Below are 25,787 nucleotides of genomic sequence, written 5' to 3'. Positions count from 1 at the left end.
GCTCAGTCCTCCCGCCGTTGCGATTGCAGTTTGGCCACCAGGGCCTCCAGTTCGGCCAGTTCGGTATCGCTGACCTCGGCGCGCTGCGACATCCACGCCACGAACGGCGACACCGAGCCCTGCAGCGTCTTCTCGACGAAGCTGCCGACCGCGCTGCGCACCACGTCGTCCTGGCCGCTGGTGGCGGCATAGCGGTACACGCCCTGCACCTGGCGCCGTCGCAGATAGGCCTTGGCACGCAGGCGCTCCATCATGGTCAGCACCGTCGAACGCGCCAGCCCGCGCGCCTCGCCGAACCCGGCGGCAACCTCGCCGACACTGGCATCGCTCTGTTCGGCGATGTACTGCAGCAGGGCCAGCTCCTGGTCCCCGATCGATTTGCGGCGCATCCGCCCACTCCAATGACTACACGTGTAGGCAAACCTACCCGTGACGACAAGTGTCGTCAATAGGCCGCAGGTCATGGGCCGGCGGTTGGCTACAGGCTAGCGCTGACGTCCGTCCGGGACGCGGTGGTAGCGGCTCGTCACATCCCGGCGGATGCCGCATCGGTCCTGGGCGTTCGATCACCCATGCCCCGCGCACGCGTGCGGCGCGAGGTCCGCATCCACCGCCCACATGCTCGCATTCGCCGTAGACGTTCGCGGCGATCAGATCCTGTTTGCGTAGCGACACCTCTGGCCTATACCCAGGTATCGCACCGCATACGCGCGGCAGGCATCGCTGTACCAACGCGCAATGGTGCAAGCGCACATGCGATGCAAGAATTCCCTGCATCGCTTCACGCCGCTGTACCCACCTCGGGAAGCGCGCTGTCGCAGCTGCGCCGTTCGCCTCCATCGCTCCGGAGCGAACGGCCACAACTGCCGCGCGCCACCTTCCCTGATTCGCGCCGCACCGCCAGCGCCCTGCCATCGCAAACGCACAGCCAGCCGGGCGCCGCCACCAGGCCGCAGCCCTACGCTGGGTGCGCGCGTGCGCCCCCGCTCCCCACTCCACGCCGGATCCGACCATGCACGCGACCTCCTCCCGTCTCCGCGCCGCCGCCCTGCCGCCGTCCGCATCGCATCGCCGCATGCAGGCATGCATGCCGTCGTTGTTGTCTGCGGCGATGGCCACTTGCCTCGCCGCGTCCTCGGCGCATGCCGCGGACGCGGTCGAGAACGCCAACGCCGACACCACGCCGACCACGCTGTCCGCGCTGGACGTGGTGGCCTCACCGCATGCGGCGGCGGTGGCGCCCACCCAGGTGGTGGGTCCGAACCGCTACGTGATCAACGCCGGCGACATGGACGCCGACATCGCCGGCAGCAACGGCCTGGCGCGTCTGAAGACCGTGCCCGGCGCCAGCTACACGGCCACCGATGGCCTGGGCCTGGACGTCTCCGCCACCAGCCTGTTCGTCCGCGGGTTCCGCATGAACGAAATGGGCATCACCTTTGAAGGCGTGCCGCTGAACGACAGCGGTTTCCTGTCGTTGACCGGCACCAGCGTGGTCAACGTCGCCGTGCCGGATGCCATCGGCACCATCACCGTCAGCCCCGGCGCGGCACCGGTGAGCGTGTTCTCCAGCAGCGCCAACGGCGGCGCGCTGGAGTACCGCCTGGGCGAACCGAAGGACACGCCCGGCCTGCGCCTCAAGCAGGGCGTGGGCAGCGATGCGACCCGGGTCACCACGGTCTCCGCGCAGAGCGGGCAGCTCGGCGACAACGGCCCGAAGGTGCAGGTCGACCTGCAACGGCTGGGAGCGGACAAGTACCAGGGCGGAGGTACCCAGCGCTTCCTGCGCGGCGACCTGAAGGCGACGCAGGACGTGGCCTGGGGCACGTTCACCGTGTTCCTGTCCGCCAGCCATGCGGCGATGTGGGGCTACAACAATCTGTCCTTCGACATGCTCGGCAAGCTCGGCTGGCGCGCGGACAGCGTCTATCCCGACTACGCCAGGGCCTATGCCATCGCCCTGCCGCAGAACGCTAGCGCCTCCTGCGGTGCCTACACCTGCGGCGCGCTGGCCGGGCTGTTGCCGTACGACACCGGCCAGGTCACCGACGACCGCATCGCCTCGCTCGCGCACGACTTCCACATCTCCGACGCGCTCAGCGGACGGGTGCAGGTCTACAGCGCGCGCAGCCGCACCCACGCCACGCTGAGCGATCCGACCACGCCCTCGCCCGACGGCGCGCCGTTCTCCGAGCAGGTGCAGGCGCCGCACCTGCAGCGCACCGGCGGCCTGCTCAGCCTGACCTATGTGTCTGGCCGGCACACCCTCAGCGCCGGCCTCTGGCAGGAGCACGGCAGCGCCGACGCGGCGACGTCCTGGTACTCCGAGCCGCTGCTGGGGCAGGGCCGGCCGCTGCGCACCACCGGGCCGTGGGACGTGTACGGTGCCGCGTTCAAGACCGACAACGTCTCGCAGTGGACCACCCGCGCGCGTCAGGCCTACGTGCACGACGACATCGCGCTGAACGACACGCTGGTGTTGGGCGTGGGCGCCAAGGCGGTGGATTTTCGCACCAGCGGCGGCGGTGTCGGCGATGCGCCGGACCGGCCCGCATCCGGCACGCTCCGGGCCAAGAGCGCGTTCCTGCCGCACCTGTCGCTGTTCTGGAGCCCGACCGCGCAGACCGATGGCTTCATCGACCTGGGCAGCGCCATGAACGGCTTCCGCGTCGCCCAGCGCGGCAACATCGGCTATACCGCCTCGGCCTGGACCGTGCCCGACCAGGACGCCTTCGACCGCCTCACCCGCAGCCTGCGCCCGGAACAGGACTGGAACCTCACCGTCGGCGGCACCCATCGCTTCGACCGCGCCACCGTCACCGCGGACGTGTTCTACGGCGACATCCGCCACCGCTTGCTGTCCGCCGCGGTCGGCACCCAGTTCGCGCAGGTCAACACGGTGCAGGTGATGCCGAAGATGCACACGTTCGGCGCCGACCTGGGCGTGACCGTCGACCTGACCCCGCACCTGCAGTTCTACCAGGGCGTGGCGCTGGCGCGTTCGGTCTACGACCGCGCTGTGGTCGTCGACGGCGACGTCTACCCGATCCGGGGCAAGGCGCAACCAGGCTATCCGCAGGTGTCGCTGGTCAGCGACCTGTCGGCGCACGTGCGCCACTGGCGTCTCGGCGCCACCAGCACCGAATACCTGCATCAGCCCTTTACGTACGAGAACGATCTGCGCGTGCCGGCGTTCTGGCAGGTCAACGCGTACACGGCGTACACGCTGGGCGCGGACAGCCGGCTGCCGGGCCTGGAACTGCGCCTGGACGTGAGCAACCTGCTCGACCGCGACACCATCGGCACCGCCAACATCGCCGGCTCCGCCTTCGCCGGCGACTACCAGACGCTGCAGCGCAGCGCGCCGCGGCAACTGTTGTTCAGTACCTCGCTGGCGTTCTGAGCCGGCGGCATGCGCGCCCCACCCCGGCGGGTGCGCATGCATGGGGCAGACACGGCGTTCACGGCGGTGCCACGCCGACGCGACTAGAAGTTTCCGCATCGGTCCGCCGACGCATGCCGCGTCCGTCGGCCCTCGCCGCCGCGCTGCGGCGTGCGCCCCACGACCGCAGCGGCTTCTGCACAGGACATCGGCATGAGCGACGACACCCGCAACACCGGTTCGCCCGATCGCGACCGCATCAACCTCCACGAAGACTACGAAGTGCGCTACTGGACGCAGGCGCTGGGCGTCTCCGCCGAAGAGTTGCGCGCGGCGGTGCAGGCCGTGGGCAGCAGCGCCGCGGCGGTCCGCGCGCACCTGCGCAAGTGACGCGGGCCGGACCCGCGCCATGAGCCTTGCCGACTACCGCCGCAAGCGCCGCTTCGACAAGACCCGTGAGCCGGAGCCGGGCAAGCCGGTGCCGGCCGGGCAGCGGCCGATCTTCGTCGTGCAACTGCACCACGCCAGCCGCCGCCACTACGATTTCCGCCTGCAGGTCGGCGATGCGCTGAAGAGTTGGGCGGTGCCGAAGGGGCCGAGCTACGACCCCAAGGTCAAGCGCATGGCCGTGGAAGTGGAAGACCACCCGCTGGACTACGCCACGTTCGAGGGCGAGATCCCGCAGGGCGAATATGGCGGCGGCCACGTCGCCCAATTCGATCACGGCGTGTGGAGCAGCGCGGACGATCCGGAGGCGCAATTGGCCAAGGGCCATCTGCGCTTCGAACTGTTCGGCGACAAGCTCAAGGGCGGCTGGCACCTGGTGCGCTCGGGCAAGCCGGCGCGGCAACCGCAGTGGCTGCTGTTCAAGGAGAACGACGCCTTCGCCAGCGACTTGGAGGCCGACGATCTGCTGGCCGATGTCACCGCGGCGCCAGCGCAGGACGTGAAGCGCGCCGGCGCCGGCAAACCCGACAAACGCAAGGCTACGGTCGTCGCCGCGCCGGTGCGCAAGGGCCGCCGGACGAACTGGGCCAAGCTCGCCCAGGCGCTGCCTAGCGCGGTGCCGGCCGCGGCACCGGATGGGCCGTTCGCGGCGCAACTGGCCCGGCTTGGCGACGCGCCGCCGCAGGGGGCACACTGGATCCACGAGATCAAGTGGGATGGCTACCGGATCCTGGCCACCGTCGCCGATGGCGTGGTGCGGCTGTGGTCGCGTAACGCGATCGAGTGGACCGACAAGATCCCCGAGATCCGCGATGCCATCGCCGCGCTGGGCCTGCGTTCGGCGGCGCTGGACGGCGAACTGATCGCCGGCAAGGGGACCAAGGAAGACTTCAACCTGCTGCAGGCGGTGCTGTCCGGCGAGCGCCAGGGCAAGCTGGCGCTGGCCCTGTTCGACCTGCTGCACCTGGACGGCATCGACATCGCTGCCGCACCGCTGTCCGAGCGCAAGGCGTTGCTGCAGCGGCTGCTGCAGGGCGCCGATGCGCACCTGGCCTTCAGCTCGCACATCGACGGCGATGGCGACGCCGCATTTCAGCTCGCCGGCGCGCAGCATTTCGAAGGCATCGTCTCCAAGCGTGCCGACCGCGGCTACCACGGCGGCCGCAGCGACGACTGGCGCAAGACCAAGCAGTTGCGCTCGGACGAGTTCGCCGTGGTCGGCTACACCGCGCCCAAGGGCAGCCGCAGCGGCTTCGGCTCGCTGCTGCTGGCACGGCCGGATCCCGAGCACGGCTGGCTGTACGTCGGGCGGGTCGGCTCCGGCTTCTCCGACGCCCTGCTGCGCGAGCTGACCGCGCTGATCGGCAAGGCCGGCAGCGCCACGCCCAGCGTGCACGTGCCGACCACCGAGACGGACCTGCGCAGCGCGCGCTGGTTCGCGCCGCGCTTCGTGGTGGAGGTGTTCTACCGCGGCATTGGTGGCCAGCAGTTGCTGCGCCAAGCCTCGCTGAAGGCGGTGCGCCCCGACAAGGACATTACCGACCTCGGCGGCGATAGCGCCGCCCCGGCGCCGCGCGCGGCGGCAGCACGCGCCACGCCGGCCGCCAGGAAGGCCAAAACAGAGAAGACAGACAAGACGGCCAAAGCGACTAAAGCGACCAAAACGGCGGCGAAAGTGGCCAAGGCCGGAAGCGGCAAGCGCGACGTCGCAAACGCCGACAGCGCACGCACGCCGCCGACACTGTCCAGCCCGGGCCGCGTGGTCTTCCCCGACATCGGCGCGACCAAGCGCGAGGTCTGGGACTACTACAGCGCGGTGATGGACCACTTGCTGCCGGAGATCGCCGGCCGCCCGTTGTCGATCATCCGCTGCCCGGCCGGCGCCGAGCGTGCGTGCTTCTTCCAGAAACACCACACCGCCGGGCTCGAGCTGGTGTCGTCGGTGAAACTGAAGGAGGAGAGCGGCACCCAGGCCGAGTATCTGGTGGTCGACGACGCGGCCGGGCTGCTGGAACTGGTGCAGTTCAACGCCCTGGAATTCCATCCCTGGGGTGCCAAGGCACAGCGCCCGGACATAGCAGATCGCGTGGTGTTCGACCTGGACCCAGGCCCGGACGTACCCTTCGCCGAGGTCAAGCGCGCGGCCACCGACATCCGCAAGCTGCTGGCGCAACTGGAGCTGGAGTCGTTCCTGCGCGTGTCCGGCGGCAAGGGCCTGCACGTGGTGGTGCCGCTGGCGCCGGGCTGCGACTGGGATCTGACCAAGCGCTTCGCACACGGCTTCGCCGACGCGCTGGCGCAGTCGCAACCGGACCGTTTCCTCGCCACGGCCAGCAAGCGCCTGCGCAACCAGCGCATCTTCGTCGACTACCTGCGCAACGGCCGCGGCGCCACCGCGGTGGCCTCGTACTCGCTACGCGCCCGCGCCGGCGCGCCGGTGGCGATGCCACTGGCCTGGAGCGACCTGCCCAAGCTGCACCGCGCCGACGCCTTCAAGCTGCGCGACGTCCCGGCCAAGCTGAAGCGCCGGCGCAAGGATCCGTGGGCCGGCATCGACGCGCTGAAGCAAAACCTGGCGCGTTGGGCCGAAGCGGAGTAAGCGAAGCCCCTCTCCCTCCGGGAGAGGGGTTGGGGTGAGGGTCCGGCGCGAAGCGACTCGCTGGGAATGAACACGAGCGACCCGTACCCTCATCCGCCCCTGCGGGGCACCTTCTCCCGACGGGAGAAGGAGAAGCCATAGCCCCTCTCCCCTCGGGAGAGGGGTTGGGGTGAGGGTACGGGCGCCAGAACACCCACCGACAGCACCTCACCCCGTCGGCCCACCCATCACCGGCAGGATCGCGCCATTGATGTAGCTGGCGGTGATCGGCGAGGCGAGGAACACATACGCCGGCGACAACTCCTCCGGCTGCGCCGGGCGTCCCATCGGGTTCTGTTTGCCGAACTCGGCCATGTCCTCCGCAGACTTGTCGGCAGGATTGAGCGGCGTCCACACCGGCCCCGGCGCGACCGCGTTGACGCGGATGCCGCGCGGCTGCAACTGGCTGGCCAGGGCCATGGTGAAGGCATGGATCGCGCCCTTGGTCGCCGAATAGTCCAGCAGCGACTTGCTGCCGAACAGCCCGGTCTCCGAGCCGCTGTTGACGATCGCCGCGCCGCGCTTGAGATGCGGCAACGCCGCGCGCGCCATGTGGAAATAGCCGGCGATGTTGGTCTGCAAGGTCTCCTGCAGATGCTCTTCGCTCAGGTCCTCCAGCGCATCGCAATGCAACTGGAAGGCGGCGTTGTTGACCAGGACGTCGAGCCCGCCGAAGGCGCGCACGGTCTGCGCCACCGCATCCTCGCAGAACGCCGGATCCTTCACGTCGCCGGCGATGGTGATGCAGCGGCGGCCTTCGTTCTCGACGTGCTGGCGGGTGACCTGCGCATCCTCGTGTTCGTCCAGGTACAGCACCGCCACATCCGCACCCTCGCGCGCGAACAGCACCGCCACCGCGCGGCCGATGCCCGAGTCGGCGCCAGTCACGATCGCGCTCATGCCGCGCAGCTTGCCGCTGCCCACGTACTCCGGCGCCTCGAAGCGTGGCTGCAGCGCCAGTTCGTGCTCGTTGCCGGGCTTGGCCAGGTGCTGCTTGGGCATGCGCTGCGGCTGCTTGCGCGGCCCGGCCTGGCCGGCGTCGCCCGGCTTGGCGCGCTTGGGCTTGGGCTTGGCATCGCCGGCATCGACCGCGCGCTGCAGCGCACGTTGCTGCTGCGCAGTCTTGACGCTGGACGAGGAGGCGCTGCTGCGCTTGGATGGGGCGGACGGGGTGGCGGCAGGACGCTTGCGGGAGGCCATCGGCAATACTCCGGATGCGGGAGGAGGACACAGTCGCGCTGACCTCCTCGAGAGGAAGGAAGGGGCCCGGTCAGGCGCGGTCGGCGAGACCGCTCACGCCGGCGTGCTGGGCACAATGCGCGCAGCAGAACATGCGCTCGCCGGCCTGCACGCCGTGGCCGACGATGCGGCAATCGCAGTGGCTGCAGTGCGGGGCGAAGGCGTGGATCGCGCACTCGAACGAATCGAAGGTGCCGCTGCGCGTGCCCTGGGTCAGGGTGAAGGCCTGGTCGTCGTCGTTTCCGCAGACATCGCAGGTGGCCATGATCGGCTCCGGTTGCTGGGGGAATCCCAAGTCTGGCCCCGCCGGCGGCCACGACCGGTGAAACCCCCGACGCGATCTCTTCATGCGGCGCAAACATGCGCCGCGACAGGCTCGCGCCATCGATCGAAGGAGACGCCCCATGATCCGCCACCCACTCGCCCGCCTCGCCCCGTTCGCCGCCGTGCTGCTGCTCGGCGCCTGCAGTACCACCCAGGTGGCGCAGGTGCAGCCGATCGACGGCGTCATCTCCGGCCAATGCCATATCGACAAGGTCCGCGGCGCGGTCGGCCTGGCCGCCTCGCGCATGACCGTCGAACGCGCCCGGGTCGACAGCGACAGCCTCAAGGTGCAGGTGGTCAGGAGCAGCGTCAGCGACAACGGCGCCACCTCCAGCGGCGTGGACAGCGCCAACCGTGGCGCCCGCGAAACCGGCGGCGACCGCCTCACCATCGAGATCGGCCCGACCAACAACATCACCACCGTGTACTGCGGCTGATTCGCGCCGACAGGCCTTCTAGCCGCCGCCGCGCCTGAGCGCAGCGGCAGCGGCAGCGTCACGCGCTCAGGCGCGCTTGCGCGCAGCGGGCGCGGTCTTGCGCTTGGCCCGGCTGCCGCTGCCCTGCGCACTCGCCGCCACGCCCTTGCGCGTGGCACGCGCGGCCTTGCGCAGCGGCGGCGCCTTCGCCGAGCTGCGGCCGGCGGCCTTCGCCGCCTTGCGCGCCGCGGTGCGCGCCCGCCCCAGGTACTTCAGCGTGATCAGGTCCCACTGCCGCTCGCCGCGCACGCCCTCGCACAGGCCGTGCAGGCGCCCGCAGCGCCAGCCGTCGAACACGCACGGGTCGATGTAGGCCTTGCGGCACACCGCCGGGGTATTGCCCAGCGCCTCGGCCACCTCGCGGATCACCGCGTTCTGCGCCTGCGCCAGGGCGCGCTCGCCGCCGCTGTCGGGCAGCGGCAGCGCCGCCAGCCGCTGCAGCGCGGCGCGGGTACCGCCCCAGGTGCGGAAGTCCTTGGCGGTGAAGCTCTCGCCCATCGCCTCGCGCAGGTAGTCGTTGACCTCGCCCGAATCCACCGGCTGCAGCTGGCCGTCGTCGTCGCGGTACTGGAACAGCGCCTGCCCGGGCAGCTGCTGGCAGCCGCGGATCAGCTTGACCAGATGCGCGTCGTCGACCTCGATGTCGTGCTCCTGGCCGCCCTTGCCGCGGAACTGCAGCCGAGCGCGGCCGCCCTTGACGAAGGCCAGGTGGCGGTTGCGCAGCGTGGTCAGGCCGTAGGAGCGGTTGCTGCGCGCGTATTCGGCATTGCCCACGCGCACCAGTGTCTCGGCCATCAGCGCGACCACCATCGCCAGTACCTTGTCGCGCGGGTAGCCGGGCAGGGCCATGTCGCGACGCAGGCGCCGGCGCAGCCGCGGCAGCGCCTGGCCGAAGGCGACGATGCGCTCGAACTTGCCATCGCCGCGCACCTGCGCCCAGTCGGCGTGGTAGCGGTATTGCTTGCGCCGACGCGCGTCGCGGCCGGTGGCCTGCAGATGACCGTTGTCGCGCGCGCAAATCCACACCTCGGTATAGGCCGGCGGGATCGCCAGCTGGCGGATGCGCTGCAGGGTGGCCGCGTCGCGCACGGCGCTGCCATCGGGCATGCGGTAGCCGAAGCCCTTGCCGGCACGGCGACGGGCGATGCCCGGCTCCTGATCGCTGACGTAGACCAGGCCCGCGCTGCTGGCGGCCTGGCGGGACTGGCGGGCACGCGCCGCCTCGGCGGCGGCAGTGGAACGGGACGCGTTGGACATCGGACCTCCGTAAGCCGGAACCGCGGTCCGCGCCGCCGGTTCCACGAGCCCGGATTGTCGGCAGCGCAGCGGCTACGGCGCGTGATGTCGGCAGGGTCGTGCCGCTTAACGTGTGGCGAACGCGGCGTGTCCGATGCTGCCTGGGTTGGAACGTGCGTCGCGCCGGCAGACACCGCAACGGCCGTCGGCGTGTCGGCGGTGCCGTTCGCCGCCGATGGCCCCGGCCGGTCTCAAAGCGCGGCGCACGTTCTATGCTTCACCCCATCTTCCCTCCATCCATAGGAGCCCCGATGAGCACACCCCTTTCCTCCCGTGCGTCCACGCGTGTCGGCCTGCTCGGCACGGCCTGCCTGGCGCTGGCCTTGGCCGCCTGCGGCGCGCCGCCGCCGGACGAGCAGGAACAGGTGACCGCCAAGGCCCAGGCCGCCGCGCAGCAGGCCGCCGCGCCGGACCCGGCCAGTGCCCCGGACGCACCGCCGGTGGGGACCTGCGATGCCTCGCAGGCGCAGGGCCTGGTCGGCCAGACCTTCGCACCGGACCTGCTGGATCAGGCGCGCAGCGACACCGGCGCCAAGATGGCGCGCGTGCTCAAGCCGAACCAGGCGGTGACCATGGAGTTCAACGGCGAACGGCTCAACATCGAGGTCGACGACAAGAACCAGATCACCGGCGTGCGCTGCGGCTGAGCGCTCGGCCAGGACCCCGGTGCGGCAACGGTGGCAGCGTCGCCGCCAGCACTGAAGTTGCAGGTGTAACGGTGTATTGCGGCACCGCACCAACTATGTTTTAGTCGGGATTCCGGTGACCTCAAGAAGCGCTCCAGGACAGAGCGGGGGCGAGTGTCGCCGCGTTCCTTCGGATCGCTTTCAGAGGCAGACATGGCCCCCCGCAACCGCCACGGGCTCTACGACCCCCAAGACGAGCGCGATGCCTGTGGTTTCGGCATGGTCGCGCAGCTAGACGACCAACCTTCGCGGGCGCTGGTGGATACCGCCATCGCCGCGCTGTCGCGCATGACCCATCGCGGCGGCGTCGCCGCCGACGGCCTCACCGGCGACGGCTGCGGCCTGTTGATCCGCAAACCCGAGCCGTTCCTGCGCGCGCTGGCGCGCGAGGCCGGTTTGAGCGTCGGCGCGCGCTTCGCCGCCGGCAACGTGTTCCTGCCGCGCGACGATGCCGATGCCGCGCGCTGCCGCCAGGTGCTGGAGGAGGAACTGCGGCGTGCCGGCGCGCAGCCCTGCGGCTGGCGCCTCACCCCCACCGACGATGCGGTGTGCGGGCAACTGGCCAAGGACACCTTGCCGCGCATCGAGCAGGTGTTCGTCGACGCCGGCGCCGAGCAGGGCGAGGACGCCTTCGCCCTGGCCCTGTTCCTGGCGCGCCGCCGCGCCGAGCAGCGCCTGCGCGAGGTCGCCGATTTCTACGTGACCACGCTCTCGCCCAACGGCATCAGCTACAAGGGCATGGTGCTGCCGGACAAGCTCAGCACCTTCTACCCGGACCTGCAGCGCAACGACCTGGCCTCCAGCGCCATCGTGTTCCACCAGCGCTTCTCCACCAACACGCTGCCGCGCTGGCCGCTGGCGCATCCGTTCCGCCTGCTCGCGCACAACGGCGAGATCAACACCATCGAGGGCAACCGGCACTGGGCGCAGGCGCGCAGCAAGGTGTGGCAGACCCCGCGCTTCGACATCGCCGAGTTCGACCCGGTGATCTCCATGCACGGCTCCGATTCGCAGAGCCTGGACAACATGCTCGAGCTGCTGGTCGCCGGCGGCATGGACCTGCTGCAGGCGCTGCGCATCCTGGTGCCGCCGGCCACCCAGTCGCTGGAGTTCAAGGACGCCGACCTGGCCGCGTTCTACGAGTTCTACGGGCTCAACACCGAGCCGTGGGACGGCCCGGCCGGCATCGTCGCCTGCGACGGCCGCTACGCCGCCTGCATGCTCGACCGCAACGGCCTGCGCCCCGCCCGCTGGATGCTGACCTCCGACCGGCATTTCCTGGTCGCCTCCGAAGCCGGCGTGTGGGAACTGCCGGCCGAGCGCGTCACCCGCAAGGGCAAGCTCGGCCCCGGCGAGATGATGGCCATCGACCTCAAGCGCGGCGACCTGCTCGATTCGGACGCCATCGACCGCATCAACCGCGGCCGCGCGCCGTACAAGCAGTGGCTGCAGCAGGGCGTGACCTACCTGCAGACCGAGCTGATCGATCCCTCGCTGGTCGAGGAGCCGTTCGACGAGCGCACCCTGCGCAGCTACCACAAGCTGTTCCAGCTCAGCACCGAGGAAGTGGAGCAGGTGCTGCGGCCGCTGGCCGAGACCGAGCAGGAAGCCACCGGCTCGATGGGCGACGACACGCCGATGGCGGTGCTCAGCCGCCATACCCGGCCGCTGTACGACTACTTCCGCCAGGCGTTCGCGCAGGTCACCAACCCGCCGATCGACCCGTTGCGGGAAGACTGCGTGATGTCGCTGACCACCCAGCTCGGCAAGGAGACCAACATCTTCCATGCCGGCCCGGAGACGGTGAACCACGTCATCCTCAACTCGCCGGTGCTCAGCCAGCGCAAGCTGCGGCAGTTGCTGAAGATGGAGCAGTACCAGACCCGCAACGCGCAGATCGACCTGTCCTACAGCGTCGAGGAAGGCCTGGAGGCCGGGCTCAAGCGCATCTGCGCCGAGGCCGAACAGGCCGCGCGCGACGGCAAGGTCATGCTGCTGCTGACCGACCGCTACCCGGTGCCGGAACGACCGATGGCGCATGCGCTGCTGGCCACCGGCGCGGTGCACCACCACCTCTCGCGGGTCGGCCTGCGCTGCGACGTCAACCTGATCATCGAGACCGGCACCGCGCGCGATCCGCACCACATGGCCTGCCTGCTCGGCTTCGGCGCCACCGCGGTGTATCCGTACCTGGCCTACCAGACCCTGTTCGACCTGGGCCGGCGCGGCATCCTGCTGCTCAAGAGCGGCGGCGAGCAGACCCAGATCGGCCGCAAGTACCGCAAGGGCATCTACAAGGGCCTGTCCAAGATCATCTCCAAGATGGGCATCTGCACCATCGCCAGCTACCGCGGCGCGCAGTTGTTCGAGATCGTCGGGCTGGATCCGGACGTGGTGGCGCTGTGCTTCCCGGACACCGCCGCGCGCATCGGCGGGGTGAACCTGGCGCGGCTGGACACCGAGGCGCGGCAACTGGCCGCGCGCGCCTGGAACGACCTGCTCAAGCCGGAAGTGGGCGGCCTGCTCAAGTACGTGCACGGCGGCGAGTACCACATGTACAACCCGGACGTGGTGCTGACCCTGCAGCGCGCCACGCGCAGCGGCCTGCAGGCCGACTGGGACGCCTACGCCGCCGCGGTGCACGGGCGCCCGGCCTCGGCCCTGCGCGACCTGCTGCAACTCAAGCGCGCGGCGACGCCGACGCCGCTGGACGAGGTGGCGCCGGCCGAGGACCTGCTGCGCCGCTTCGACACCGCGGCGATCAGCCTCGGCGCGCTGTCGCCGGAGGCGCACGAGGCGCTGGCGATCGCGATGAACCGCCTCGGCGGGCGCAGCAATTCCGGCGAAGGCGGCGAAGACCCGGCGCGCTACGGCACCGAGAAGCGATCCAAGATCAAGCAGGTGGCCTCCGGCCGCTTCGGCGTCACCCCCGAATACCTGGTCAACGCCGAGGTGCTGCAGATCAAGGTCGCGCAGGGCGCCAAGCCCGGCGAAGGCGGCCAGCTGCCCGGGCACAAGGTCAACGAACTGATCGCGCGGCTGCGCTACGCCAAGCCGGGCATCGGCCTGATCTCGCCGCCGCCGCATCACGACATCTACTCGATCGAAGACCTCGCGCAGTTGATCTACGACCTCAAGCAGGTCAACCCCAGCGCGCTGGTGTCGGTGAAGCTGGTCAGCCATGCCGGCGTGGGCACCATCGCCGCCGGCGTGGTCAAGGCCGGCGCCGACCTGATCACCGTGTCCGGCCACGACGGCGGCACCGGCGCCAGCCCGGTCAGCTCGATCCGCTACGCCGGCGTGCCGTGGGAACTGGGCGTGGCCGAGTCGCACCAGGCGCTGGTCGCCAACGATCTGCGGTCGCGCACCATCCTGCAGACCGACGGCGGCCTGAAGACCGGCCTGGACGTGGTCAAGGCGGCGATCCTGGGCGCGGACAGCTTCGGCTTCGGCACCGGGCCGATGATCGTGCTCGGCTGCAAGTACCTGCGCATCTGCCACCTCAACAACTGCGCCACCGGCGTGGCCACCCAGGACGAGCGCCTGCGCGCCAACCACTTCGTCGGCCTGCCCGAGCGCGTGGAGAATTTCTTCCGCCTGCTGGCCGAGGAAGTGCGGCAGTGGCTGTCGTACCTGGGCGTGCGCTCGCTGGACGAGATCGTCGGCCGCACCGAACTGCTGCAGCAACTGGACGTGTCGCCGCGCGAAGGCGTGCGCGTGGACCTGTCGCGGCTGCTCAAGGACGTGCGCCACGACGGCGGCCACTGCGCCGCGCAGCGCCTGTACGAATCGCCGGACAGCCTGGCCACGCAGATGGACGGCCTGCTCGCCGACGCCATCGCCAAGAAGACCGGCGGCGATCATCGCTTCCTGATCCACAACACCGACCGCTCGATCGGTGCGCGCCTGTCCGGTGCCATCGCCCGCGTCCACGGCAACCATGGCATGGCCGATGCGCCGCTGACCCTGCGCTTCCGCGGCTCGGCCGGGCAGAGCTTCGGCGCGTTCAACGCCGGCGGCCTGCAGTTGGAGCTGGAAGGCGAGGCCAACGACTACGTCGGCAAGGGCATGGCCGGCGGCCGGCTGGTGGTGCGACCGCCGCGCGGGGCGCGCTTCGAGGCGCGCAGCACCGCGATCATCGGCAACACCTGCCTGTATGGTGCCACCGGCGGCGAGCTGTATGCGGCCGGCCGCGCCGGCGAGCGCTTCGGCGTGCGCAACTCCGGCGCGCTGGCGGTGATCGAGGGCGCCGGCGACCATTGCTGCGAGTACATGACCGACGGCATCGTGCTGGTGCTGGGCAAGGTCGGGCTGAACTTCGGCGCCGGCTTCACCGGCGGCCTGGCCTACGTGCTCGACGTGGACCGCGACTTCGTCGACCGCTACAACCACGAACTGATCGACATCCACCGCATCTCCGCCGAAGGCTTCGAGAGCCACCGCCAGCACCTGCACAAACTGATCAGCCGCCACCGCGAGCTGACCGGCAGCATCTGGGCGCAGCAGATCCTCGACGAATTCCGCGACTACGTCGGCAAGTTCTGGCTGGTCAAACCGAAGGCGGCGAGCATCGAGTCGCTGACGGAGTCGCTGCGGCGTGCCGCCTGATGGCGGCGCGCCGCAACGGCCGGGATTGGGCATTGGGGATTCGGGATTCGTCCCACCCCAGCGCCCTCTCCCGGGGTTCGCGAATCCCCAATCCCCAATTACGAATCCCAGCCTTATGAGCCGCAAACACGCCTTCCAGTTCCTCGACCTGCCGCGGCAGATGCCGCAACGCATTCCGGTGGAACTGCGCACCTCCGGCGACTGGAACGAGCTGTACGGCAAGTTCGACAAGGCCGATGCGCAGTACCAGGCCGGGCGCTGCCTGGATTGCGGCAACCCGTACTGCAGCTGGAAGTGTCCGGTGCACAACGCCATCCCGCAGTGGCTGCAGCTGGTGCAGGAAAACCGCATCGAAGAGGCCGCGGCGCTGTGCCACAGCACCAACCCGCTGCCGGAAGTGTGCGGCCGGGTGTGCCCGCAGGATCGCCTGTGCGAAGGCAGCTGCACGCTGGAGGAGTTCGGTGCGGTCACCATCGGCGCGGTCGAGAAGTACATCGTCGATACCGCGCTCAACAACGGCTGGCGCCCGGACCTGAGCCAGGTCGAGCCCACCGGCAAGCGCGTGGCGGTGATCGGCGCCGGCCCGGCCGGGCTGAGCTGCGCCGATCGCCTGGCCCGCGCCGGCATCCAGGCGGTGGTGTACGACCGCTACGAGCAGATCGGCGGGCTGCTGCAGTTCGGCATCCCCAGCTTCAAGCTGGACAAGAGCGTGATCGGCAAGCGCCGCGAAGTGCTCGAAGGCATGGGCGTGCAGTTCCGGCTGGGCGTGGAGATCGGCCGCGACGTGAGCCTGGAGCAGTTGCTCGGCGAGTACGACGCGGTGTTCCTGGGCACCGGCGCCTATCGCTACACCGATGGCGGCCTGCCCGGCCAGGATCTGCCCGGCGTGCTGCCGGCGCTGCCGTTCCTGGTGCAGAACAGCCGCATCGTCGGCGGCAACGATCCCTGGGGCCGGCCGATCGCCGGCTGGGAAGACAAGATCGCGCTGCCCGACCTCAGCGGCAAGCGCGTGGTCGTGCTGGGCGGCGGCGATACCGGCATGGACTGCGTGCGCAGCGCGATCCGCCTGGGCGCGGCCAAGGTCACCTGCGCCTACCGGCGCGACGAGGCCAACATGCCCGGCTCGGCGCGCGAGGTGGCCAATGCCCGCGAGGAAGGCGTGCGCTTCCTGTTCAATCGCCAGCCGCTGGCGGTGGAAGCCGACGCTGCCGGCAACCTGGTCGGCGTGCGCGTGGTGCAGACGCGTCTGGGTGAGCCGGACGCGCGCGGGCGCCAGGCGGCGGTCCCGGTGGAAGGCAGCGAATCGCTGCTGGACGCGGACGTGGTCATCATCGCCTTCGGCTTCTCGCCGAGCGTGCCCGAGTGGCTGGCCGCGCAGGGCGTGGAAGGCACCGTCAACGGTCGCATCCTCGCCGGCGGCAGCGAGCCCGATGGCAGCGGCCGCCTGCCGTACCAGACCACCAACCCGAAACTGTTCGCCGGCGGCGACGCGGTGCGCGGCGCCGATCTGGTGGTCACCGCGGTGGCCGAAGGCCGCGACGCCGCAGCCAGCATCGCCGAATGGATCGGCAACCGTCTGCCGGTGACGACCCAGGCCGCTGCCTGAGCGACGCTGCCGCGATCGCGGCAGCGTTAGGCCAGTTCGGCGGCGGCAAGACCTTGCAGGACTGGCGGATGCGGCGAAAGCGGCATTCGCCGGACCGCTGTGTCACGCATTCGCCGAGATCCGTGACGCGCGCGGCATCGCTGGTCTCCAGCGAACATCCCTCCACCGCTCAACCTTCGCTGCGCCCTGGCGCGCAGACGGTGGACGCATTGCCGCGACGGCGGTCACGCCGCCGCTGCAGGCTGCACCACGCACGCGTCGTGACGCAGCAAACGTCCGCGCGCGGCGTGTCTGCGCCAGGTGAATGCCGGGCTAACACGGGTGCATGCAGGCTGGCGATCACGGGGGCGATCCTTGCACCCTTGCGCGTGCCGCCCGCACTCCCCCGACACGGACGGCGCCTCCCCTCACCCCAGGAAGCTCCCCCATGTCGCTTTCCTCGTCGTGTTCCCCGCGCTGGCGTTCCCTGCCGCTGGCGCTGCTGCTGGCCGCCGTCGCCTGCAACGCCGCCGCCGAAGGCCGCAGCGTGCTCAAGTACGCCGGCGTCAACCTGTCCGGCGCCGAGTTCAACTCCGGCAAGAAGCCCGGCGTGCTGTACAAGGACTACACCTACCCGACGGCGACCGACTACAGCTACTTCGCCAGCAAGGGCATGAACACCATCCGCCTGCCGTTCCTGTGGGAGCGCCTGCAGCCCACCGCCAAGGGCGAGTTCGACCCGGCGCAACTGGCATTGTTGAAGAAGTCGGTGGAGCAGGCCAAGGCGAACCACCTGTACCTGATCCTGGATCCGCACAACTACGCCAAGTACAACGGCGCGCTGGTCGGCAGCGAAGGCGCCCCGGACGCGGTGTTCGCCGATCTGTGGCGGCGCCTGGCCAAGGAGTTCAAGGGCGACGACAACGTCATCTTCGGGCTGATGAACGAACCCAACGCGGTGTCCTCGACCGACTGGGCCAGCGCGGCGCAGGCGGCGATCGACGCCATCCGCAAGGCCGGCGCCAACAACCTGATCCTGGTGCCGGGCACCGCCTACACCGGCGCGCACAGCTGGCGCAGCACGTCCTACGGCACATCCAACGCAGTGGCGCTGCAGCCGCTCAAGGATCCGCGCAACCGCATGGCGTTCGAAGCGCACCAGTACCTGGACCGCGACAACAGCGGCACCAAGGGCGAGTGCGTCAGCGCCACCGCCGGCGCCGAGAAGCTGGCCGGGTTCGTCAGCTGGCTGCGCGAGAACAAGAAGGTCGGCTTCATCGGCGAATTCGCCACCGCCAACACGCCCACCTGCAACCAGGCGCTGGAGAACATGCTCAGCTACATGCAGAAGAACGACGACGTGATCCTGGGTTGGACCTGGTGGGCGGCCGGCGCGTGGTGGAAGCCCGACTATCCGTTCAATGTGCAGCCCGGCAAGGACGGCAGCGAAAAGCCGCAGATGGCGATCCTGTCCAAGTACGCCCGCGAGATCACCGGCAAGAAGTGAGGCGCCGTTGCCGGCGCCGCATGCCGGCAACACCCCGCGTATCACCGCAGCACGGCGCACGGCGTTCGCGCTGCACGCGTGGTGCAGCGCGATCCAGTACCGGTTCGCGCTGCCAATAGCCGCACAGATCCATGCATGCGCGCATGCAAGGCATCGCCTCGTCCTCGGCAATGCACTACGGTGTCCGCACACCGTAGTCATCAGCCCGACCTGGCATCTCCCTCGGCCGGGTTCCCCCTCTGATGCCGAAGGAGACCCACCATGATCGCGCGCACCTTGCGGCGGCGTTCGCGGCACGCCTTGCGTGCCGCACTGCTGCTTTGCCTGTCCGTTCCGCTGGCGTCGCTGCACGCACAGGAAGCGCTGCGCTTCGCCGGCGTCAACCTGTCCGGCGCGGAGATCGCGCCGTCGAAGATTCCCGGCGTGGTCGGTGTCGACTACACCTATCCGCGCAGCAGCGACTACACCTATTTCGCCGGCAAGGGCATGAACCTGCTGCGCCTGCCGGTGCGCTGGGAACGCCTGCAGCCGCAACCGCGCGGTCCGCTCGACGCCGCGCAACTGGCACTGATCGACGACGCCGTGCAGCAGGCCAAGGCGCAGGGCATGTACGTGATCGTGGACATCCACAACTACGCGCGCTACGACGGCCGCCTCATCGGCAGCACCGGTCTGCCGGTCGCCGCCTTCGTCGACCTGTGGCAGCGTCTGGCGCGCGCCTACGGCAGCGACAATGCAGTGGTCTTCGGGTTGATGAACGAGCCGCACGGCATCACCCCGGCCGCGTGGGCCACCGTGGCGCAGGCCGCCGTCGATGCGATCCGCGGCACCGGCGCCAGCAACCTGATCCTGGTGCCGGGCGCGCTGTGGACCGGCGCGCATAGCTGGTACACGCCGGTGGCCGGCGCCTCCAACGCCGATGCGCTGGCCACGCTGCACGACCCGCTGCAACGCGTGGCGATCGAAGTGCACCAGTACCTGGACGCCGATTCCAGCGGCACCAGCCCGGTCTGCGTGAGCGCGGACATCGGCGCCGAACGCCTGCGCGCCTTCACCGGCTGGCTGCAGCAGACCGGTCATCTCGGCTTTCTCGGCGAATTCGGCGCCGCCGACAATCCGGTCTGCCGCCGCGCGCTGGACGGCATGCTCGCCGACATCGCGCAGCATCCGACGCTGTGGCTGGGCTGGAGCTATTGGGCCGGCGGCGCCTGGTGGCGCGCCGACTATCCGTTCAACGTGCAGCCCGACGCCGACGGCCATGACCGTCCGCAGATGACGATCCTCGCGCCCTGGGCGCAGCGCATCACACGCTGAGCGCGGCGCCGGCGCAACGACGAACGCATCCGACGACCCACGCGACAGCGTCGCGCGCACCGGCACATGACGTGCGACGTGCAATGCGTCGCACTTTCTTGACGACCACGATCGCTCTGGCATGGCGGTTGCAGCGGTGTGCGATGGCCGCGCACGCCGCATCGCGGCGGCGCCTGTCGCTCTTCCCCACGAAGGATCCGTCATGCCACGCATCGACCACGTTTCCCGTTCCTCGCAATGGCGGCGTCGCGCCGCGCTATGCCTGCTCCTTGCCGCCTGCGTGCCATTCGCCCACGCGCAGCAGACGCTGCGCTATGCCGGCATCAACCTGGCCGGTGCCGAGTTCAATTCGGCGAAGAAGCCCGGCGTGCTGTTCAAGGACTATGTGTATCCCACCGACGCCGACTATGCGTACACCGCCGCGCAGGGCATGAACATCGTGCGCCTGCCGTTCCTGTGGGAGCGGCTGCAGCCGCTGGCCAACGGCCCGCTAGACTCCGTGCAGCTCGACGCCCTGCGCACCGCGGTCGAACGCGCCAAGCGCTACGACCTGCAGCTGATCCTGGACGTGCACAACTACGCCAAGTACGACGGCGTGCGCATCGGCGGCGACGCGGTCCCGGCGGCAGCGCTGGCCGATCTGTGGCGGCGCCTGTCGCTGGTCTTCGGCAACGACGCCAGCGTGGTGTTCGGGCTGATGAACGAACCCAACGGCCTCGCTTCGGGCGATTGGGCCGCCATCGCACAGGCGTCGATCGACGCGATCCGCGGCACCGGCGCCGACAATCTGATCCTGGTGCCCGGCACGGCCTTCAGTGGCGCGCACAGCTGGAACAGCACCTGGTACGGCGTGTCCAACGCGCAGGCCTTGCTGACGGTGCACGACCCCGCCGACAACCTGGCGTTCGAAGTGCACCAGTACCTGGATCCCGACTCCTCCGGCACCAGCGCCGCCTGCGTCGGCAGCAGCATCGGCGCGGACCGTCTGCAGGGGTTCACCCAGTGGTTGCGCGCCAACGGCTATCGCGGGTTCCTCGGCGAGTTCGGCGGCAGCAGCGACGCCACCTGCCTGGCCGCACTCGACACCATGCTCGACTACGTCCACGCCAACGGCGACGTATGGCTGGGCTGGACCGCCTGGGCCGGCGGCGCCTGGTGGCGCAGCGACTATGCATTCAACCTGCAGCCGGACAAGAGCGGCGCCGACAAGCCGCAGATGGACGTGCTGGCGGTACGTGCGCAGCAGGTCACGCAATGACACCAGCGGGGCCGCGATCGGCGGCGGCGGCACGGCGATCGCATCGCGATTGAGTCTGCGCCGCGATCGGGCGCAGACTGTCGCACCTTTCCCGCACGGATCGACGCATGCGCCTGGGCCTGGCCGCCAACCGACTGCACCACCAGGGCAAGGACGCCGCGCTGTTCCGCTGGCTGCATGCCAGCGAGGCCGGCATCCGCGAGCTGCAGCTCGGCCTGCATGCGGTCGGCCGCACCCACGAGGCGATCGTGCGTGCCGGGTTGTTGTACGGCTATGCCGGCCTCAAGCGCTACCCGTTCGGCCGCGAGGGCGGACTGATGAAGTTGGTGGCCGAAGTCGTGGGCCTGGAAGGCGCCGAGCGCACCCTCGACGGCGCCATCTACCTGATCGATCCGGTCGACCCGTCCTCGATCTTTCCCGAGGCGATCGCACTCAAGCGCCAGTGCGTGATCCACGGCAAGCCGTTCATCTCCACCGTGGCCAGCGCCCGCGACTGGGTGGAGATGGAACGCATCCACGCCGCGCTGGCTCCGGACCGCGGCGCCGACGATCTGTACGCGCTGCAACGGCAGACCCTGGCGCTGATCGCGCACGATGCGATGAAGCCGCAGATGCTGGCCTTCGCCAGCGAACATTTCGATCTGCTGTCGCGCTTCGCCGAGCGCGTGGCCACCGGCACCACCGGACAGCGGCTCAACGAACTGGCCTGGAGCCGCGGCTGGCCGCAGGGCCAGCCCTGGGTGCACCGCTACCAGAGCGGCCCGATGGGCGGCGACGCGCAGATCGCCGATCGCGTGCTGGAACGGCGCTGCCACCGCGCGATCTTCTTCGAGGATCCGCATGTCGCGCGCCAGCACGAAGCCGATATCCAGTTGCTGGAGCGCGCGGTGACCACGGTCACCGACAGCGCGGTGTGCATCACCTCGCCGGCGATCGCCGCACGCTGGGCGCAAGCCGCCGACCGCCGCCTCGCGTCTGCCTGACGTTCCTCCGGTCCCGCGCGATCGCAGCACGCGCGGACCGCCGACAGGTCACGCCGTGACGCCGCGTTGTCGTGCGTGACCGCGCGCACAGTCACCGCGATGTCACGCCGATCGCCAACACTGCCGCGCCTGTCCAGATCCCAGGGGGGATCCCATGTTGCGTTTCACCCTGCGCCTGCTGCTGCTCGGCGCGGCCATGCTGTGCGCGCTTCCATCCGCGTCTGCGCAACCGGCCGAACGCCTGCGCGTGCACGGCTCCAACAGCCTCGGCGCGCGGCTGATGCCGGCGCTGGTGGAATCCTGGCTGCAGAGCATGGGCTACCGGCAACTGCAACGTCGTCGCGTCGATGCGACCACGCTGGAGATCGCCGCGGTGCGCGACGATGCGCCGCTGGTGGTCGAGATCGCCGGCACCGGCTCGGCCGCCGGCATCGCCGACCTGGTACATGGCCACGCCGAGCTGGCGATGCTGGCGCGTCAGCCCGATGCGCGCGAACGCGAGGCCGCCTGGCAGCTCGGCGACCTCGCCTCGCCCGACCAGCAGTTCGTCGTGGCCCTGGACGGTGCGCGGGTCCTGGTCGCCGCCGACAACCCCATCGCCACGCTGAGCGTGGCGCAATTGCGCGACATCCTGATTGGACGCGCGACCCGTTGGTCGCAAGTCGGCGGCGCAGACCTGCCGATCGCGCTGCATCGTCGCGCCACGCCCGGCGGGCTCGACGACTTCCTGCGCGAACGTCTGGAGTTGCCCGCGCTGCGCGCGCCGGGAGATGTCGTGCATGCCGACCTGACCGAGGCCGCACGCGCCGTCGCCGGCCATCCCGAGGCACTGGCGATCGTCGGACTGACCACGCCGGTGCCGGCCGGCACGCGAGCGCTGGCCATCGCCGACGGCGGTGTCGCCGTGGCCCCGAGCGCGGCCGCAGTGCGCGGCGAGGACTATCCGCTGGTCCAGCGCTACAGCCTGTATGGCGGCCAGATGATGTCGGCGCTCGGCCGCAGCCTGGCCCTGTATGCGATCGGCCCCCAGGCGCAACAGCTGGTGCGTCGGCTCGGCCCGATCTCCCTGGCGATCGACGTGGATACGGCCACGCTACAAACCGGGACCGCTGCTGCCCGCGCGGACGCTGCCTATGTCCAGGCAAGCACCGGCGCCCGGCGCCTGACCACTACGCTGCGTTTCAGCCTGCAGTCGCTCAATGGGATGTACGAAGCGCGCAGCGCCCAGGACCTGGACCGGCTGGTCGCCTTCATGCAACAGCCGGCGATGCATGGGCGCGCCCTGGCGGTGATCGGCTTCGCTACCCCCGACAGCGCCAACCGCCTGTACCCGACCATCGCCAGCAACGACCGCGCCGACGTCGTCGCCGCGTACCTGGTGCAACGTGGCGTCGCGGTGGAACGCGTCCGCGGCCTCGGCGCGCTGCGTCCGCTGGTCGGCGGCGAGGACGCGGAGGCCAAGGCACGCAACGAGCGCGTCGAACTCTGGTTGCTGGATCGGGCCCGGTAGGGAGGTGCGTTGCAGAGCGTGGATGGATGCTGGTGATCGGGCACATCGATGCAACGAAACATCGAACGAGACATCGCCCGCCCCCTCATCCGCCCTTTCGGAGGCGCCTCCCCGAAAAGGGCCGCGGTCCCGGGAAGAGAACGGAACGCGAAAGCCCCTCTCCCATCGGGAGAGGGGTTGGGGTGAGGGTACGGGGCGCGAAGCGCCCTCGCTGGCGGACGATGCGAGGCTTGGCGCCTTGGCAGGCATTCAATGGCCATCGTGCCCATGCGGCGATACCCCACAAGCGACGTGGTGATCCAGCATGACGGCGCCTTCTCGGCCGCCGGCTGCCGGCTGCCGAGAACGGGATCAGCACGCCTCATCTGGACGATCCGGTCATAGAGCGGCTTCGGGCGGGCCTGACAGGACAGGCACGCCTAGACCGAAGCCCCTGCTGCTCCATGTCCTCGCACCGCGCAGCGCCACGCATGGCGCTGCCACAACGATTCGGCGCACGCCGCCTCAGGTCGGGAGAAAGCAGCCTGGCGCGCATGACACCGCGCTGGCGCCGATACGCCCAATCGCCATACACGAACCGGCGAGCATGCTGGCCACCGTGCTCCCGCACCCGGGCCATCCGGCGTTCACCGCACGACGCCTACAGTCGCCCAACAACGCTCGCGCAACTGCCTCTGGAGATCGCCATGCCTCGCTCATCGCACGCCATGCTCGGCATGGTGCTTGCCGGACTCGCGCTGACGCACAGCACTCCGGCCGCTGCAGTACAGCGGCTTTGGCCGACCACAGCACAATGGCAACAGTTGCATGCGTCGGCAGCCACCGACTCAACCTGGCGCGAAGTCGAGGCGACGCAGGCCCGGCTGGCCGATGCGGCACGCGCACAGGGCGCGCATCCGCTCGACAACCTGAGCACCGGCGGCCGCCTGCATGGCGATCCGGTGAAGGCGGCGACCGAAGCCAGCCTGGGCGACATGCCACGTATCCAGGCACTGGCGCTACGCTTCGCCCTGCAGGGCGAGCGCGCAGATGCACTGGCCGCCGGCGACCAACTCGCGCAATGGGCCGCGCGCAACGTGCCCAACGGCAACCCGATCGACGAGACCGGGCTGGAACCGGCGATCTTCGCCTACCGCATCGTCCGCCCGGCGCTGCCGGACGCGCAACGCCGCGCAATCGACGCGTGGATGCGAAAGATCGCCGACGCCGAGATCGGCTCGCGCGATCTCAAGCGCAAGACCGCCACCAACAACTGGCACAGTCACCGCCTGAAGACCGTGGGCATGATCGGCGCCGCGCTCGACGACACCCGCTTGCTGGACTACGCCCGCACCGGCTTTCGCCAACAGATCGCCGACAATCTGCTGCCCGACGGCCGCAGCGTCGATTTCGTCGAGCGCGATGCGCTGTCCTATCACGTCTACGACCTGCGCCCGCTGGTGACGCTGGCGCTGCTGTTCTCCGAACGCGGCGAGGATCTGTACCACTGGCGCGCGCCGAACGGCGCATCGCTGGCGCGCAGCGTCGACTGGCTGCTGCCGTATCTGCGCGGCGAACGCAGCCATGCCGAGTTCGTCGGCAGCCAGGTGCCCTTCGACAAGGCGCGCTCGGACAACGGCGAAGCCGGCCACGTAATCGGTGCGCCGTACGCAGCGGAGGGCGCGGTACCGTTGCTGGTGCTTGCGGCGGCCTACGATCCAGCCTGCGCGCGCCTGGCCCAACAACTCGGCCACGGCACATCGTCCTGGCGTTTGGGGATCAGCCTGTTGCCGGACAAGGCACGGTAGCGCGGCCCCCTCGTGGCGCCGCGGTTGCGCCGGGCGCCGACTCGCTGGGCGCCCGGCTGGACGCGAGACGCGGCAGGATGCAGTGGCGTTCGGATGGGATTGAATGGCGGCGGATCGCACGGGACCTGGTGCCGGGCAGCAAGGCTGTTTAACGCTGCACCTTGAGCCGGCAGCCTGTCGCGCTGTGCATTCCGGGTGGCCCTGGCGATCTGTTCGGTAGGCCGCAGAGCCCCCCTGTCGGCAACCGACACCCAGGATGCCGTCGCATGTCTTGCCGCATCCGTCCCTGCCGGCGCACCCCACTGGTTCAGCGCTTGCCATCGAGGCGGGCCGGCTGCCTTACAACGCCATCAGGGCGATCTGTGAAACGCACGGTGCAGAAGACGACGTGACCGCAGCAGCGGCCACGATGGCGACGGCAGTCGCAGGTATTGGGTGGGTGCAGGTCTGCGTGGCTCCGGCGGTTGGGCCGATTCTACGGCGCGGTCATGCCGTTGCAGCGAGGGAAGCCAGTTGCATGATCGGCGCAGGATCAGGGTCGCAGCAGAGGGCGTGAGGTCGCCGCTGGTGCTGTGGTTTACGGCCGACGCGGCGGCGTTCGCGTGACTGACGCAGCAATCGCATGAATCGAAGTTTTTTTCGCGCAATCGCTTTTTTCTCACGCAATAAAAAATCCCCGTCCTTTTGGGACGGGGATTTGGGGTAAAGCCCCTGGCGATGACCTACTCTCGCATGGCTTGAGCCACA

18 protein-coding genes are annotated in these 25,787 nt (G+C 69.9%); 13 read left to right on the top strand and 5 right to left on the bottom strand.

Annotated elements, in window-relative coordinates; genetic code table 11:
• Positions 1-2: 2 nt before the first annotated feature.
• A complete protein-coding gene (locus tag FHR66_RS14320; RefSeq protein WP_160964732.1) occupies positions 3-389 on the bottom strand; it encodes a BlaI/MecI/CopY family transcriptional regulator in 387 nt (128 codons plus the stop codon).
• Between the two features lie 698 nt (positions 390-1,087).
• On the opposite strand from FHR66_RS14320, the gene FHR66_RS14315 reads away from it, so the two are divergent.
• The 3 genes from FHR66_RS14315 (at position 1,088) to ligD (ending at position 6,428) form a co-directional block, all read left to right on the top strand.
• Positions 1,088-3,403 carry a porin family protein gene (locus FHR66_RS14315; protein ID WP_202394536.1) on the top strand — a complete coding sequence of 772 codons (2,316 nt, stop codon included), beginning with the start codon at positions 1,088-1,090 and terminating at the stop codon, positions 3,401-3,403.
• A gap of 192 nt (positions 3,404-3,595) precedes the next feature.
• Positions 3,596-3,772: a DUF3606 domain-containing protein gene (locus FHR66_RS14310; protein ID WP_160964736.1), complete on the top strand. Its 177-nt coding sequence runs from the start codon at positions 3,596-3,598 to the stop codon at positions 3,770-3,772.
• A gap of 19 nt (positions 3,773-3,791) precedes the next feature.
• Positions 3,792-6,428: a DNA ligase D gene (gene ligD, locus FHR66_RS14305; RefSeq protein WP_160964738.1), complete on the top strand. Its 2,637-nt coding sequence runs from the start codon at positions 3,792-3,794 to the stop codon at positions 6,426-6,428.
• A 207-nt stretch (positions 6,429-6,635) separates the two neighbouring features.
• Here ligD and FHR66_RS14300 read toward each other — a convergent pair whose 3' ends face one another.
• Both FHR66_RS14300 and FHR66_RS14295 read right to left on the bottom strand, forming a co-directional pair.
• On the bottom strand, positions 6,636-7,667 hold the full coding sequence (locus tag FHR66_RS14300) for an SDR family oxidoreductase (protein ID WP_160964740.1): 1,032 nt from the start codon (positions 7,665-7,667) through the stop codon (positions 6,636-6,638).
• 70 nt (positions 7,668-7,737) lie between these two features.
• Positions 7,738-7,971 (bottom strand): hypothetical protein, encoded by a 234-nt coding sequence (locus tag FHR66_RS14295; RefSeq protein WP_160964742.1) that lies wholly within the window; start codon positions 7,969-7,971, stop codon positions 7,738-7,740.
• Positions 7,972-8,110: 139 nt separating this feature from the next.
• On the opposite strand from FHR66_RS14295, the gene FHR66_RS14290 reads away from it, so the two are divergent.
• Positions 8,111-8,467 (top strand): hypothetical protein, encoded by a 357-nt coding sequence (locus FHR66_RS14290; RefSeq protein ID WP_160964744.1) that lies wholly within the window; start codon positions 8,111-8,113, stop codon positions 8,465-8,467.
• Positions 8,468-8,533: 66 nt separating this feature from the next.
• Here the strand turns inward: FHR66_RS14290 and FHR66_RS14285 are convergent, their stop codons facing one another.
• Complete coding sequence (locus FHR66_RS14285) at positions 8,534-9,763, bottom strand: DNA topoisomerase IB (protein ID WP_167087891.1); 1,230 nt, start codon at positions 9,761-9,763, stop codon at positions 8,534-8,536.
• A gap of 290 nt (positions 9,764-10,053) precedes the next feature.
• On the opposite strand from FHR66_RS14285, the gene FHR66_RS14280 reads away from it, so the two are divergent.
• The 9 genes from FHR66_RS14280 (at position 10,054) to FHR66_RS14240 (ending at position 25,040) form a co-directional block, all read left to right on the top strand.
• Entirely contained in the window at positions 10,054-10,449 is a 396-nt protein-coding gene (locus FHR66_RS14280) for an I78 family peptidase inhibitor (RefSeq protein ID WP_160964748.1), read from the top strand.
• A gap of 192 nt (positions 10,450-10,641) precedes the next feature.
• Positions 10,642-15,096 (top strand): glutamate synthase large subunit, encoded by a 4,455-nt coding sequence (gene gltB / locus FHR66_RS14275; protein ID WP_160964750.1) that lies wholly within the window; start codon positions 10,642-10,644, stop codon positions 15,094-15,096.
• 115 nt (positions 15,097-15,211) lie between these two features.
• Entirely contained in the window at positions 15,212-16,702 is a 1,491-nt protein-coding gene (locus FHR66_RS14270) for an FAD-dependent oxidoreductase (RefSeq protein WP_160964752.1), read from the top strand.
• Between the two features lie 427 nt (positions 16,703-17,129).
• Entirely contained in the window at positions 17,130-18,188 is a 1,059-nt protein-coding gene (locus FHR66_RS14265; RefSeq protein WP_160964754.1) for a glycoside hydrolase family 5 protein, read from the top strand.
• Between the two features lie 261 nt (positions 18,189-18,449).
• Positions 18,450-19,502 carry a glycoside hydrolase family 5 protein gene (locus FHR66_RS14260; RefSeq protein ID WP_160964756.1) on the top strand — a complete coding sequence of 351 codons (1,053 nt, stop codon included), beginning with the start codon at positions 18,450-18,452 and terminating at the stop codon, positions 19,500-19,502.
• A gap of 202 nt (positions 19,503-19,704) precedes the next feature.
• Entirely contained in the window at positions 19,705-20,760 is a 1,056-nt protein-coding gene (locus FHR66_RS14255) for a glycoside hydrolase family 5 protein (protein ID WP_160964758.1), read from the top strand.
• Between the two features lie 107 nt (positions 20,761-20,867).
• Positions 20,868-21,743, top strand: coding sequence for a methylglyoxal synthase (locus FHR66_RS14250; protein WP_160964760.1), 876 nt, complete (start codon positions 20,868-20,870; stop codon positions 21,741-21,743).
• A 154-nt stretch (positions 21,744-21,897) separates the two neighbouring features.
• Positions 21,898-23,253 (top strand): substrate-binding domain-containing protein, encoded by a 1,356-nt coding sequence (locus FHR66_RS14245; RefSeq protein ID WP_160964762.1) that lies wholly within the window; start codon positions 21,898-21,900, stop codon positions 23,251-23,253.
• A gap of 470 nt (positions 23,254-23,723) precedes the next feature.
• Complete coding sequence (locus FHR66_RS14240; protein ID WP_237475209.1) at positions 23,724-25,040, top strand: alginate lyase family protein; 1,317 nt, start codon at positions 23,724-23,726, stop codon at positions 25,038-25,040.
• Between the two features lie 486 nt (positions 25,041-25,526).
• On the opposite strand, the gene FHR66_RS20935 is transcribed toward FHR66_RS14240, so the two are convergent.
• A partial coding sequence (locus FHR66_RS20935; protein WP_208417148.1) for a hypothetical protein occupies positions 25,527-25,787 on the bottom strand: 261 nt, incomplete at its 5' end.

Source organism: Xanthomonas sp. F4 (assembly GCF_011761895.1).
This window is presented reverse-complemented; position numbering and strand designations above follow the sequence as displayed.

Bases quoted from the DNA above. Each gene is read 5' to 3' on its own strand.
- FHR66_RS14320 (WP_160964732.1), bottom strand. From the start codon at position 389: ATGCGCCGCAAATCGATCGGGGACCAGGAGCTGGCCCTGCTGCAGTAC.
- FHR66_RS14315 (WP_202394536.1), top strand. From the start codon at position 1,088: ATGCCGTCGTTGTTGTCTGCGGCGATGGCCACTTGCCTCGCCGCGTCC.
- FHR66_RS14310 (WP_160964736.1), top strand. From the start codon at position 3,596: ATGAGCGACGACACCCGCAACACCGGTTCGCCCGATCGCGACCGCATC.
- ligD (WP_160964738.1), top strand. From the start codon at position 3,792: ATGAGCCTTGCCGACTACCGCCGCAAGCGCCGCTTCGACAAGACCCGT.
- FHR66_RS14300 (WP_160964740.1), bottom strand. From the start codon at position 7,667: ATGGCCTCCCGCAAGCGTCCTGCCGCCACCCCGTCCGCCCCATCCAAG.
- FHR66_RS14295 (WP_160964742.1), bottom strand. From the start codon at position 7,971: ATGGCCACCTGCGATGTCTGCGGAAACGACGACGACCAGGCCTTCACC.
- FHR66_RS14290 (WP_160964744.1), top strand. From the start codon at position 8,111: ATGATCCGCCACCCACTCGCCCGCCTCGCCCCGTTCGCCGCCGTGCTG.
- FHR66_RS14285 (WP_167087891.1), bottom strand. From the start codon at position 9,763: ATGTCCAACGCGTCCCGTTCCACTGCCGCCGCCGAGGCGGCGCGTGCC.
- FHR66_RS14280 (WP_160964748.1), top strand. From the start codon at position 10,054: ATGAGCACACCCCTTTCCTCCCGTGCGTCCACGCGTGTCGGCCTGCTC.
- gltB (WP_160964750.1), top strand. From the start codon at position 10,642: ATGGCCCCCCGCAACCGCCACGGGCTCTACGACCCCCAAGACGAGCGC.
- FHR66_RS14270 (WP_160964752.1), top strand. From the start codon at position 15,212: ATGAGCCGCAAACACGCCTTCCAGTTCCTCGACCTGCCGCGGCAGATG.
- FHR66_RS14265 (WP_160964754.1), top strand. From the start codon at position 17,130: ATGTCGCTTTCCTCGTCGTGTTCCCCGCGCTGGCGTTCCCTGCCGCTG.
- FHR66_RS14260 (WP_160964756.1), top strand. From the start codon at position 18,450: ATGATCGCGCGCACCTTGCGGCGGCGTTCGCGGCACGCCTTGCGTGCC.
- FHR66_RS14255 (WP_160964758.1), top strand. From the start codon at position 19,705: ATGCCACGCATCGACCACGTTTCCCGTTCCTCGCAATGGCGGCGTCGC.
- FHR66_RS14250 (WP_160964760.1), top strand. From the start codon at position 20,868: ATGCGCCTGGGCCTGGCCGCCAACCGACTGCACCACCAGGGCAAGGAC.
- FHR66_RS14245 (WP_160964762.1), top strand. From the start codon at position 21,898: ATGTTGCGTTTCACCCTGCGCCTGCTGCTGCTCGGCGCGGCCATGCTG.
- FHR66_RS14240 (WP_237475209.1), top strand. From the start codon at position 23,724: ATGGCGCTGCCACAACGATTCGGCGCACGCCGCCTCAGGTCGGGAGAA.